This window comes from Pseudoalteromonas sp. TAP-3C (genome assembly GCF_059888565.1).
The window spans coordinates 1,995,081-2,007,932 of sequence record NZ_CM187618.1; the positions used below are offsets into that span (position 1 = coordinate 1,995,081).

Consider the following 12,852-nt stretch of genomic DNA (forward strand, 5'->3'; position numbering starts at 1 on the left):
CAGTATTTCATTTTCTAAGCTCACTAGTTTACCTAAAATCTCTTTTGGCGGATCTTAGCTTTCTTCTTCATACACCACTTCTTTGTAGCGGTTTATTGAAAGGTCGTATTTATTAGCGATAATTTCATCTTTACTGACGAGGAACGCTTTTTGGGTTTTGTCTTGCCATGTATTTAATGCATTTGTTTTGGTTGACGCATTTATATTGGCAGCTTTATTGTCGGAAAGCTTTTCGTCGGGCTTTTCGTCGGAAGGCGCGCCCACGGCGCTTTTCCGACCTACGTATTGTTTGTACTGTGCTATTAGATCGGGTAAGTCGTTGGCTTTTATTGGGGTGCGCTTATCGTCAAGGCTAAAGCCATCGGCTTGTACGTCGTAAAACCATACGTGGTCGGTGCTGCCGCCTTTGGTGAATATAAGTATGGCGGTTGAAACACCGGCGTAGGGTTTAAACACGCCGCTTGGCAGTGAAATTACCGCTTCTAGCTGGTTGTTTTCCACCAGCATTTGGCGCAGTTGTACGTGCGCTTTTGATGAGCCAAAGAGTACGCCATCAGGCACGATAGTGGCCGACTGCCCGCCTATTTTTAGCATGCGCTCAATCAGGGCCACAAATAGCAACTCGGTTTTTTTGGTTTTTACTTTGCGTAATAACTCAGGGCATACGTCTTCTTCGTCTAGGCTGCCTTTAAATGGCGGGTTGGCGAGTATTATGTCAAAGCCTTCTTTGGCCTTTTGCGGGTAGTGCTCTTTAAAGTTTTGGCTTAGGGTATCTTGATAATGAATGCCCGGTTGTTTAATGCCGTGCATTACTAGGTTCATAGCGGCTACGCGTAGCATAGTGGCGTCAAAATCAAAGCCGTTGAACATATTTGTATCTATGTGGCTGCGCTGCGCTGGGGTTATTAAATCACCTGAGTAGAGCAAGTTTTCAAGCGGTTTGCCGCTGTCGTCACATTACACGTTGCCATTTACATCAAGCACTGGCTCGCGGTCGATGCCCTCGGTTGATGTGTATTTTTGCAATAGGTATTCGTAACTCACCGATAAAAAGCCATCGGTGCCGATTGATGGGTCACAAATTTGACTGGTAACGTCTGGGTCCATCATTTCTACCATGGCGCGTATTATGTGCCGCGGGGTTCTAAATTGGCCGTTTAGGAGAATTAAGCAGTCCTTCATCATACTGTTGTAGCCATAAGAAGGTTTGCGTGTAACTGGCAATTATATCTACTAGCCCTGCACCAAACTCACTGTTTTGTGGCAAAACAGCAATACGTTTAACGAGTTGTAATGCGTTAGCTAGCTCTGTTGCATTTTGTGTTAATCGCTCTTGATTTAAGGTGTAGCCTTTTAATAAATGCTGCTTTAACGTTTTAGTCGCCCATTGGCGAAAGCGCGTTGCTTGGGTTGAGTTAACGCGATAGCCCACAGATATGATTGCATCAAGGTTGTAGTGTTTAAGCCTACGCTTAACTTGTCGCTTGCCTTCTTGACGAACTACCGAGAAATCCTCGGTAGTTGAGCTCTCGTCAAGCTCAGCCGATTGATATATATTTTTTAAGTGTAAGCTAATGTTGTCGGTTGATGTCTTAAACAGCTCAGCAAGCTGAGATTGCGACAACCAGATACTTTCTTGCTGCACTTGCACTGCTAACTGTAGGCTGCCATCTTCATTTTGAAACACTTCTACTTGATTAGCCATTTACAGCCTCACCTGTTTTTCAACTGATTGGGTTTTATCGCCCAATTCTACATCAAACTGCTTAATAAACTGCTCTATTACGTCGGCTTGTTGCTGGCTAAATACGCCGTCTAGCCCCATGTCGTGTATTTGGGTAAAAGGTGCCTCGTAAAGCTGGGCTATTTCAATTGCGCCGTGGCGAATTAGGTGGTTTTTTAACATACCAATAAAGCGTTGTTGCTTGGCATTTACATGGGTGTGTATTTGCTGCACAAAGGTGGTAAAGCTCTGCTCTATGGCGTTTTTATCCATACCGACTATGGTACGCAATATTTTATCAAGCGTCGCGGTTGATTCGGGAAAAAACTCTTTTAATGCTGAGAGATCCCCACGAATTTAGCCTAAATTATCAATTTGTATAGTCAGAAGTGACAACTGGCTATACACATAAATAATGAACTGCCCATCAGGCTCATACCTAGGATCATCAACCACTTCTTTGCCAAGATAAATATAGGACAATACTCGTCGTTTTTTCTCTGTATTCGCTTGTAATGCCGCATCCCCTTGTTGTGCCGACACGGTGTACCCTATGCACCATAAGACAAACAACATTAACGCCGCTATGAGCAATAAATTATCAAACCTTTCTGCGCTTCTTGAATTTGCAAAGGCTAAACTAATGCCAAGTTTTGCATTCTTAGTGTCTCTGAAACTTTCTTCTATTTGCATACGTTGTTTATATAAAGTCACAATCCGTTGAGGCTTATCTGTAAATTGTGTAGGTAAATTAAACACAAGTAGCCAAGGCTCTTTGGCCTTTTGTTGTTGGTATTTAACCGTTGTACATTGAGATTGCCCACCCCGTTTTTTGATTTTTTTACGTCCCTTGTTTTTCCCTCTAAACAAAACACCTTGGCACGCGAAACGAACTGTTTTTCCGTAGTAAATATGTGTCAGAAGGTGTGGTTTACCTGTTGCTTGCTCAAACCATGATTTACAATTTCGCCATGTCTCAAGGTCGCTAGATAAGGTCACATTGCCTCTGACGCGCCCAAGCCAATACCAGCCTTTATCTTCTATGGCTTTAAACCATGGCGTTCTAAAAATAGCATCAGATAAAATAATAGGCTGACAATCTGCAGGTAAACACTGTGCCAAGCTATCGAGTAAGTGTTGATGAGCCGCTTCGGTATTTAATTCGCTTTCAGGATACACTTTTTCATAGAGCGTTAACGCTCTTCCCCCCATTGGTATGCTTGCCCTGAGCACTTGAAATATTTCGCCGCCATTAATAGGTGACCAGTCAACGATAATAAGTGGGTGTTGTTGCTGGCCTACTAAGCATTCGGTCATATGTTCATAGAAACAAAGACGTTCTTGATGCAGGTTAGCATTACCAATCAAACGGTCTGCGCGTTTAATATCATGTTTTTTATCGGTATTAGAAAATGATTTTAATCCGCGGCCTAGGTAAGTGACAGTAACGCGCTGATCACGCAAGCCTGAGTTAACAAACGTAAAGACTGTATTTAAACGTGTTTTATGAATTTCAGGGTAGGCAATGGCAATATCTTTGTGTAATATTTCGGTGGCTTTCATGATTATGAGTGAGTTTTTTTATAGTGAAAAAATTTGATCACAAATAATCATGAGAGTCTACCATTAATTTTTATTTTGTGGGGATTCGTCAGCTTTTAATGTATTTAAATCTACACTTGGGTTTTGTGTATGCACTAACGAGCTTAATTGCGCTAAGTCGGCTTCGGTGACTTGTTCGCCGTTGCGAATTTTTTTAAGTACGCTGTCGGTTTCAAATAACGGGGTGAGTGTTTTTTCAACCTCTTGGCGATATATTTGATAATCGATAGAGACTATTTTTGTCAGCCTGTCGGTTTCTTTAATTTGATTTTCGTCTTCTTTTATATCAAGTACAAAATCACTTGTTGGCGGCGTTATGCTTTTATTACGCAGGTGTATAACGTGTTTTAACCCTATGAATTAGCTATTATAAACCTTAAAGTGTTTCATCTTAAGCTTATTCAACACCTTTGGCTTATCCAACATCGTCGGATGACGCCTTTACCTTATCCAACATCGTCGGATGACGCCTTCGGCTTATCCAACCTACGTTTATAATATGGGTGTAGGTTGGTTAAATGGCGAAGCTACGCCACCCAACAAAAATAACAAAATCACGTCACTTGTCAAAAATAGCCAACTCATTGATTTTAATTTATTACAGGCACAAAAAAGACGCCTTGAGACGTCCTGATATAGAATAATGGTGGAGAGAGAGGGATTCGAACCCTCGTTAGGGATTAACCTAAACACACTTTCCAGGCGTGCGCCTTCAGCCACTCAGCCACCTCTCCACAATGTTGCACTGCAACAGCGCGCTATAGTATGAAATACACTTGCTTGGTGCAAGGCCTTTTTAATATCTGGCTTTTAACTGCTCACTAATCAAACATTATAACTATTTTAAGCACAAAAAAGGTTACTGAGCCTCAGTAACCTTTTTATTAATAATAACATGTTAGTCGTTTTATTATTTTGCCATGTTGGCTGTAAAGTCAAGCATGCGGTTTAATGATTTAAGTGCGCCTTCGCGTAAGTCCATATCGACAAATACTTCTTTGCCGCTGGCATCAATTAAGGCTTCCTCGATTGCTTGTAAGCCGTTCATTGCCATCCATGGGCAGTGAGCGCAAGTTTTACAGGTAGCACCTTCTCCGGCCGTTGGCGCTTCAAAAAACTCCTTTTCAGGGCATAGTTGCTGCATTTTATAAAAAATACCGCGATCGGTAGCGACAATAAACTTTTTGTTGCTCATTGTTTGCGCCGCTTTAATTAGCTGGCTAGTAGAGCCAACGGCATCGGCAAGCTCAACAATTTCAGCCGGTGATTCTGGGTGTACCAATACGCCCGCATCGGGATGCAGTACTTTAAAGTCTTTTAGAGCTTTGGTTTTAAATTCATCATGCACGATACATGCGCCGTTCCACATGATCATGTCGGCACCGGTATTTTTTTGGATATACGCACCTAAGTGTTTATCAGGGCCCCAAATAATTTTTTCACCTTGCTCATCTAAGTGCTCAACTATTTCAAGTGCACACGATGAAGTTACAATCCAATCAGCGCGCGCTTTTACGGCTGTAGAGGTGTTGGCATATACCACCACTTTTCGATCTGGGTGTTGGTCGCAAAACGCTGAAAACTCATCCACTGGGCAGCCAATGTCTAGCGAGCAGGTTGCTTCAAGGGTTGGCATAACTACGGTTTTGTTAGGCGTTAAAATTTTAGCGGTTTCCCCCATAAAACGTACACCCGCGACGATAATTATATCGGCTTGATGCCTAGCGCCAAAGCGGGCCATTTCCAGTGAGTCGGCTACACAGCCGCCGGTTTCTTCAGCAAGGGCTTGAATTTCAGGATCAGTGTAGTAATGAGCAACAAGGACTGCATTTTTCTGTTGCAGTAATTGTTTTATACGCGCTTTATATTCGCCTTTTTCGTCTTGTGTTAACGGTGCCGGCTTAGGAGGAAAAATATAACCTTCAGGCATAATAGTTTGAGCTAAACTCATGTTCTCGACCACTTTATTTACAGTGCAATTAGTGGCGCAAATTATACGAGAAACCAACACTAAATAATAGCGGTGTAATAAGTCGGTTTATAAATAAAAATAGAGGATATGCTAAGAAATATTTTATTTGAGGAAAGCTGTACCAGAAGTGGTGGGTCATGATGGATTTGAACCATCGACCAATTGATTAAAAGTCAACTGCTCTACCAACTGAGCTAATGACCCGCTCTGGTTTACTTAAAAGTAAGGCTGCGTAAATCCGCCGATTATAACTAATGTAATAAAAGATGGTGGGTCATGATGGATTTGAACCATCGACCAATTGATTAAAAGTCAACTGCTCTACCAACTGAGCTAATGACCCACTCTATAATTTATTAATACTTTGCGTAAATCCGCCGATCATAACCACTTTAATAAAAAGTGGTGGGTCATGATGGATTTGAACCATCGACCAATTGATTAAAAGTCAACTGCTCTACCAACTGAGCTAATGACCCGCTCTGGTTTACTTAAAAAGTAAGGCTGCGTAAATCCGCCGATTATAACTAATTTAATAAAAAATGGTGGGTCATGATGGATTTGAACCATCGACCAATTGATTAAAAGTCAACTGCTCTACCAACTGAGCTAATGACCCGCTTTATTTTTTATTAGTACTTTACGTAAATCCGCCGATTGAAACCATTCTGACTAACAATGGTGGGTCATGATGGATTTGAACCATCGACCAATTGATTAAAAGTCAACTGCTCTACCAACTGAGCTAATGACCCGCTCTATGTTTTATCAAAACTCTACGTAAATCCGCCGATTAAAGACCATATTATATTAACAATAAAATGGTGGGTCATGATGGATTTGAACCATCGACCAATTGATTAAAAGTCAACTGCTCTACCAACTGAGCTAATGACCCGCTCTTTTTGTCGCATTTTGAGTGGGGATACCATTCGTTTGCTGCGGGCGCTTATAATACTTATTTATAAAATGAGTGCAACCGAAATTGTCTCTTTTTTTTAGTTTTTATGTTTAGTTGAGCAAATTTAGACCGCTTATGACAAAAAGCAGTCTAATCAAGCATCAACTTTTATTTTGATAGGCGCTCTGTGGCTAATTTAGCAGCTGTTGTACTTGGGTACTGATTGATTAGCTCATTGAGCGTTTTTTGTGCATCAGCCTTTAAACCTTGATCTTGTAAAAGTGTGCCAAGTTTTAACATCGCATCAGGGCGTTTATTTGAATTAGGAAATTCGTTAACAACTATTTTAAAATGCTCAGCCGCTTTTACGCCGTCATTCTTAATCGTTAATAGTTGCCCCAGCCAATAATGGGCATTTGAGGTATACACAGAATTTGGATACGTTGTTAAGAACGCTTGAAATTCTGGAATAGCTTGATCATAGCGTTTATCTTTCATTATAAGCGCAACAGCACGTTCGTATGCTTCGTTTTCAGATAAGTCACTACTAAAGCTCTGTTCGCTACTTGGCTGCGTGTAATCTGTTGTAGACGGCTTAGCATACGCTTGACTAACACGGTTTTCTATTTCTTGATAAAGCTCGCGTTGGCGCTGTAGTACTTTTTCAAGTTTATAACTTTGCTCTTCAGTTACACCTCGAATTTGGCTCACTTCATCTTGTAATAAGTTAAGCTGTTGCTGTAACTCTACTTGTAAAAAGTTACGTTGTTGCATTATATTTTCAAGCGTTGCTAAACGCTTTTCAATACTCGACTGTGAATTTGCAGCTTCTGAAACAGGAGCGGGAGCAGCCAAAATTTGGGTGCTCCCGCTCAATATCATGGCTGCCAAAATAATTTTCGGCTTCATAATATCTCTTAATTAGTAAACGAGTACCGCACGGCGGTTTTTTGCGAAAGCTTCTTCATTGCGAGTCTTAACCATCGGTTTTTCTTCACCGTAGCTAACTACTGACATTTGGCTTTGAGAAACACCTAAGCTTTGTAGATATTTTTCAACGGCTTGTCCACGGTGTTCACCAAGGGCAATATTATACTCTGGCGTACCGCGCTCATCTGCGTGGCCTTCAATTAACACTTTAACTGAAGGATTTTTAACTAAAAACTCGGCATGTGCACGAAGAAGATCTGTATATTTACTTTCAACCGTCGCCTTATCGAAATCAAAGTAGATGATTTGCTCTTGACGAAGTGCTTCGTATTTTTGACGAAGTTGCTCTTCTGCTTGTTGCTCTGGCGTCATTGTTGCTACTTCAACTGTATCAGTTGTTTGACCAACAGTTGTTTGGTTAGACTGGTTAGCTGCATTTTCGTCGATATCTGAAGATGAGCTACACGCTGCTAGTGTCATTACTGGCACAGCAATTAGCAGGCCTTTAAGTATTTTGTTAAGTTGCATTGAGTAGATTCCTATTTTGAGTAAACCAGCAATTATTACTGTAAATATGGCGACCAAGCCGGTGCCTTTACTTGTCCATCAAGCACAGGTAAACGTGCTTTAAAACGGCCGTCCATCGATACTAGCGCAAGTACCTGTTTATTATTATGGAGTGTGCTGTATATAATCATCGAGCCATTTGGCGCTATGCTCGGTGATTCGTCAAGGCGAGTTCGAGTTAAAACTTGAAACGCACCTGTAGCCAACTCTCTCTTAGCAAGATGATACTGTCCGTTAGTACGGTTTACCATCACTAATTCTTTTCCATCTGGCGAAATAGAGCCCGCAAGGTTCATGTCACCGTCAAAGGTTAATCTTTGAGATCTGCCAGTTTTTAAATTTAACTTATAAATCTGAGCATTACCACCCCTTTCAGAGGTAAATACTATATCTTCACCATTTGGGTACCACGAAGGTTCGGTATCAATACTGCGATGGCGTGTTAACCGCGTCTCTTTACGTGTTAGTAAATCTAGTAGGTAAACCTCGGTTGCACCTGTTTTATCTTTAGAAAGCACCAACAGTAACTTTTTACCATCTGGCGAGAACTGCGGCGCACCATTGATGCCTTTGTAACTTGTGATGAGTTCACGTTTACCAGTATAAATGTCTTGAATGTAAATTTGGCTTTGGCGATTTTCAAACGTTACATAAGCTAATTTAGTGCCATCAGGTGACCAGTTAGGCGACATTAATGGCTCTTTTGAGCGCAATAATACTTGCTCGTTAAAGCCATCGTAGTCAGCAACCACTAACTGATAAGGCTTTTCATCGGTGTCACGTACAATAACATAGGCTATTTTTGTTAAAAATGCGCCTTTTTCACCCGTTAATTTTTCATAAATAACATCACTGATGCGGTGTGAGTATCGACGAAAGCCAGTTTCGCTAATAACACTTTGGCGCGCCTCTAAAATGTGATCTTGGTTTTGAATCAGTTTACCGTTACTCATCATTTGTGTTTCACCACCGGTAATTTGGCCGCGAATAACATCAACTAACTCATAACGTACTAAATAACGCCCGTTAGTTTGCTGCTCTACCTCACCGACTAACACCGCTTCTACACCTTGGTTAACCCAAGCGCCATAATCAATATCGCCGTCTTTGTGTGGCTGCTGTGGCATTTGCGATACACTAACAGGCTTAAACTTACCACTGCGCATTAAATCGGCAGCAATTACATTACTTAGTTGCTGTGGAATAGGGCCAATACCTTGGTATTTAAATGGCACAATTGCAATCGGTCTTGCGCCGTCTATACCTTCAGTAATAACTATTTCAAGCGCTGCATGTGCAACGCCCTGAAATCCTAATATTAACACTAAACAGGCTATTTTAATTTTGTTAAACATGTCATCCCTTAAAACTCTGGCGCGATGGTTATATTAATATTCTTTAGTTGCTCGAATACGTCTTTATCTTTAGATACCGGTAATGTGTCGGCCATGCGAACTGCTCTTAATGCAGCCTCACACACTAACTTATCACCGCCTAACGATTTAACTTGTGTTACTAAGCCATTAAACCCAAGACGCAGATTAATGCGGCATTGCTGGTTTTTCATTTTCTCATCTATTAGTAAGTTTTGTTGAATACGCGCCATAATTAATGCACGGTATTTATCAACCTCACTCACTACTTGTTGTTGACGTATTTTATTACGTGCTGCCTGCTCTTTAGCAAGTTGCTCTTGCAATATTTGCTCTTGTAATGCTTGCTGGCGCCGGCGCTCTGCCTCTTCAGCACGTTTTTTACGCGCTTCTTCTGCTTTTTTCAGTGCGGCTTCTTCTGCTTTGCGTTTATCGGCCGCCGCTTTAGCTGCATTTTCAGATTCTTGCTTTTGTTTTTCTGCTTGCTTGGCTTTTGCTCGCTCGCGTTGTGCTATTTCGCGGGCTTTTTTAGCTTGGACTTGTGCTTCGGCAGTTTCTTTTTCTTTAGCTTTGCGCTGCTGCTCAAGCTTTTTAATGCGTCTTGCTTCTGATTCGCTTTGCTTACGAGCTTCTGCTGCACGGCGTTCTAAATCACGAATGCGTTTGTCTTCAGCGCGCTTTCTATCGTCTTCTTTTTTTCGCAATTCAGCAATTTTTTGCTCAACCTGCTTTTGATCAACAGTAACTGCAGACACGGCATTTTCTGGCTCAGGAATGGCTGCATTAAGCGTCACTTCCATTACTTTAGGTTTAGATGGATGAATGTTTGCGGATGCATACAATAAGCCCCCTAACACTAAATGCAGTAATATTGATTTGATTAACGACGTGTTCATATGACTACTTAGTCCCCTCAAAGGATTCGGTCATTAGTCCTACCGACGGTACGCCTGCGCTTTTTAAAAAGTCCATCAACAGCAACACTTCTTGATACGACACTTTCCCTGAGCCTTTTATCATTACCGGCACATCAGGATTTTTCATTAATTGAAGTTTGATCACGGCTGCTACATCAAGTGCTTCCATTGGCTCTTCAGGATCGGTGCCTATGCTCACATAATATTTACCATCGGCATCTATAGAGGCAATAATCGGCGGTGTATCTTTGGTATCAACTAAGTCTGACTCTTGCATTTTTGGTAGGTCTACTTTTACACCATGAGTGATTAACGGTGCAGTAGCCATAAATATAATAAGCAACACCAACATAACATCAATGTAGGGTACTACATTAATTTCTGCGACTGGGCGACGCTTTTTACGCTGGTACATTCGCTTGAGCCTCTATTTGGGTAGCTGCTTGACGGTGTAATATATTAGCAAATTCTTCCGTAAAGTTAATATAATGAGTTTCTATTTTTTCAACACTGTTTGCAAATCGGTTATAGGCAATAACAGCGGGAATAGCTGCAAATAAACCCATTGCAGTCGCAATTAGTGCTTCTGCTATACCGGGTGCTACCATTTGCAAGGTGGCTTGCTTTACCTCACCTAACGCGATGAAGGCATTCATAATACCCCATACAGTACCAAATAAACCGATATACGGACTAATTGAGCCGACGGTTGCTAAAAACGACAGGCTAGATTCTAATTTTTCTATTTCACGAGAAAGCGCGACTCGCATTGAGCGATGTGTACCTTCCATAACAATACCTGCACTTTGAAAGGTATTTTTTTTATGGCGTGCAAACTCTTTAAATCCTGAGGTAAATAGCGCTTCAATTCCAGATGATTGACCACTGCGAGATGAAATTTCGTTATACAATTTACTTAGGTCAACGCCAGACCAAAAACGTTGCTCAAATTTTTTGGCATTCGCTAAAGCATCAGAAATGGCTTTTTTACGCTGAAAAATAATAGCCCATGACATAACCGACATAGCAACCAACGCTAGCATTACTAATTGCACAAGCAAACTGGCTTCTAGAATTAGATCTAAAAAATTAAGCCCTGATCCCACGTTAAACTCCTAAAATAATTAAAAAACATCAAATTGATTTATTTGAGCAAGGTAACTTCGTAACACATTAGCTACCATTAAAGTTCGGCTAGTGTATCGAGTGTATTTCTTGCTGACAACGATATTACTGTGAATAGACAACAAAAAACGTTAAAAAGACAACTTTCCTCAAAATTTATTACTTAACTACTGTTTATTCAAAAATAATGCATAGGCACTCATAATCACATATACTTACGTTGACGTAATAGTAAAACTAATACCGAGCGTTAATAAGTTAATATACATAAACAAAGCATTTCATTAACTTATGGAATTAATGATTAATTAACATGCAACATTAAGTAAAGACAGTAAAGCCCCGCCATTAGTTTTTTTAATCTGAAAATATAAATTTTCTAGTTTGAACAAACTACCTCATTTCGGTATTATTTTGCCATACCGAGCTTGAGCATTAAATGAAAGCTATTTCATTAAGTCCAGTTCTTTGTAATATGATTTACTTCGTATTATTTTTTTACTTCTGAGGTTATGACCTCAACAAGTAAAACGTAGTTCCCTAGATTACTTCCTTAAACTTGTTGTTTGCCCGCATTTTTTGCGGGTTTTTTTTGCCTGCAATTTATTAAATGCCTTTAACTTAGTCGGCGCACAATAGCCTGGTATGTCTTAACGCTTGGTGAATTATGGGCAAAGTAAAAAGCCACTGTCATTAAAAGGACCGTGGCTTTAGTATTTAAGAAGCTTTCTAATTAGTCTTGCTTGGGTAGCAAGCCAAAGTGATGGTAGGCGTTATCAGAAACAATGCGACCGCGTGGCGTACGTTGAATAAACCCTTGTTGAATTAAAAACGGTTCTATAACATCTTCTATGGTTTCTTTTTCCTCGCCTATTGCTGCTGCAATATTATCAAGGCCAACGGGCCCGCCCATAAACTTTTCAATAATGGCCAGTAAATATTTTCTGTCCATATAATCAAAGCCGCTTTTATCTACATCTATCATTTCAAGTGCTTGTTGAGCAACTTGGGCATTGACCGTACCATCGGATTTAACTTGGGTGTAATCGCGCACACGGCGCAATAATCTGTTGGCTATACGCGGTGTACCACGCGAACGCTTGGCAATTTCAACCGCGCCATCACTGCAAATTTGTAAATTAAGGTAATGTGCAGAACGGGCCACAATAAAGGCTAAGTCTTCGACTGAATAAAACTCTAAACGCTGCACTATGCCAAAGCGATCGCGCAGTGGTGACGTTAACGATCCCGCACGTGTAGTTGCACCAATTAAAGTAAACGCGGGTAAATCAAGCTTGATAGAGCGTGCTGCAGGGCCTTCTCCTATCATAATATCAAGCTGATAATCTTCCATTGCTGGGTAAAGTATTTCTTCTACTTGCGGGCTTAAGCGGTGTATTTCATCAATAAAAAGCACATCGCCTTCTTCAAGGTTAGTAAGCAGTGCAGCTAAATCTCCCGCTTTTTCAAGTACAGGGCCTGAGGTGGTTTTAATATTTACATTTAATTCATTAGCCACAATATTGGCAAGTGTCGTTTTACCTAAGCCCGGCGGGCCAAATATTAATAAATGATCCAATGCCTCGCTGCGACTGCGCGCGGCTTCAATAAATATTTCCATTTGTTGCTTAACATGCGGCTGGCCACGGTAATCAGCCAATAATTTTGGCCTGATAGCACGATCTATAGTGTCTTCGTTGGTTTTTTCAGCAGCATCTATTAAGCGATCAGCTTCGATCATA

At 40.9% G+C, this 12,852-nt stretch carries 11 protein-coding genes, 7 tRNA genes and 1 pseudogene; all 19 read right to left on the bottom strand.

Annotated elements, in window-relative coordinates; all coding sequences use genetic code 11:
• Nucleotides 1-54: 54 nt before the first annotated feature.
• Nucleotides 55-1,185: pseudogene (locus AC6H44_RS09315) on the bottom strand (HsdM family class I SAM-dependent methyltransferase).
• Entirely contained in the window at nucleotides 1,145-1,705 is a 561-nt protein-coding gene (locus AC6H44_RS09320; protein ID WP_500735200.1) for a virulence RhuM family protein, read from the bottom strand. Before AC6H44_RS09320 ends, AC6H44_RS09315 begins: the two are co-directional and overlap by 41 nt.
• Nucleotides 1,706-2,080 carry a type I restriction-modification enzyme R subunit C-terminal domain-containing protein gene (locus AC6H44_RS09325; protein WP_500738416.1) on the bottom strand — a complete coding sequence of 125 codons (375 nt, stop codon included), beginning with the start codon at nucleotides 2,078-2,080 and terminating at the stop codon, nucleotides 1,706-1,708. It lies immediately after the preceding gene.
• Entirely contained in the window at nucleotides 2,081-3,286 is a 1,206-nt protein-coding gene (locus AC6H44_RS09330) for an IS4 family transposase (protein WP_500735201.1), read from the bottom strand.
• 683 nt (nucleotides 3,287-3,969) lie between these two features.
• Nucleotides 3,970-4,059, bottom strand: a tRNA-Ser gene (locus tag AC6H44_RS09335).
• Nucleotides 4,060-4,235: 176 nt separating this feature from the next.
• Entirely contained in the window at nucleotides 4,236-5,276 is a 1,041-nt protein-coding gene (gene nadA / locus AC6H44_RS09340; RefSeq protein WP_500735202.1) for a quinolinate synthase NadA, read from the bottom strand.
• Nucleotides 5,277-5,425: 149 nt separating this feature from the next.
• Nucleotides 5,426-5,501 (bottom strand) — tRNA-Lys (locus AC6H44_RS09345).
• Between the two features lie 63 nt (nucleotides 5,502-5,564).
• A tRNA-Lys gene (locus AC6H44_RS09350) sits at nucleotides 5,565-5,640 on the bottom strand.
• 60 nt (nucleotides 5,641-5,700) lie between these two features.
• A tRNA-Lys gene (locus AC6H44_RS09355) sits at nucleotides 5,701-5,776 on the bottom strand.
• Nucleotides 5,777-5,840: 64 nt separating this feature from the next.
• Nucleotides 5,841-5,916 (bottom strand) — tRNA-Lys (locus AC6H44_RS09360).
• A 60-nt stretch (nucleotides 5,917-5,976) separates the two neighbouring features.
• Nucleotides 5,977-6,052: transfer RNA gene (locus AC6H44_RS09365), tRNA-Lys, on the bottom strand.
• Between the two features lie 67 nt (nucleotides 6,053-6,119).
• Nucleotides 6,120-6,195: transfer RNA gene (locus AC6H44_RS09370), tRNA-Lys, on the bottom strand.
• A gap of 171 nt (nucleotides 6,196-6,366) precedes the next feature.
• Complete coding sequence (gene ybgF, locus AC6H44_RS09375; protein ID WP_500735203.1) at nucleotides 6,367-7,107, bottom strand: tol-pal system protein YbgF; 741 nt, start codon at nucleotides 7,105-7,107, stop codon at nucleotides 6,367-6,369.
• Between the two features lie 12 nt (nucleotides 7,108-7,119).
• Nucleotides 7,120-7,656 (bottom strand): peptidoglycan-associated lipoprotein Pal, encoded by a 537-nt coding sequence (gene pal, locus AC6H44_RS09380; protein WP_500735204.1) that lies wholly within the window; start codon nucleotides 7,654-7,656, stop codon nucleotides 7,120-7,122.
• Nucleotides 7,657-7,691: 35 nt separating this feature from the next.
• Complete coding sequence (gene tolB, locus AC6H44_RS09385; protein ID WP_500735205.1) at nucleotides 7,692-9,050, bottom strand: Tol-Pal system beta propeller repeat protein TolB; 1,359 nt, start codon at nucleotides 9,048-9,050, stop codon at nucleotides 7,692-7,694.
• Nucleotides 9,051-9,058: 8 nt separating this feature from the next.
• Nucleotides 9,059-9,964: a cell envelope integrity protein TolA gene (gene tolA / locus AC6H44_RS09390; protein WP_500735206.1), complete on the bottom strand. Its 906-nt coding sequence runs from the start codon at nucleotides 9,962-9,964 to the stop codon at nucleotides 9,059-9,061.
• A 4-nt stretch (nucleotides 9,965-9,968) separates the two neighbouring features.
• A complete protein-coding gene (tolR, locus tag AC6H44_RS09395) occupies nucleotides 9,969-10,400 on the bottom strand; it encodes a protein TolR (RefSeq protein WP_500735207.1) in 432 nt (143 codons plus the stop codon).
• Complete coding sequence (gene tolQ, locus AC6H44_RS09400) at nucleotides 10,387-11,091, bottom strand: protein TolQ (protein WP_500735208.1); 705 nt, start codon at nucleotides 11,089-11,091, stop codon at nucleotides 10,387-10,389. The genes tolR and tolQ overlap by 14 nt, the downstream gene beginning before the upstream one ends.
• Nucleotides 11,092-11,843: 752 nt before the next feature.
• Complete coding sequence (ruvB, locus tag AC6H44_RS09405) at nucleotides 11,844-12,851, bottom strand: Holliday junction branch migration DNA helicase RuvB (RefSeq protein WP_500735209.1); 1,008 nt, start codon at nucleotides 12,849-12,851, stop codon at nucleotides 11,844-11,846.
• Nucleotide 12,852: the final 1 nt, after the last annotated feature.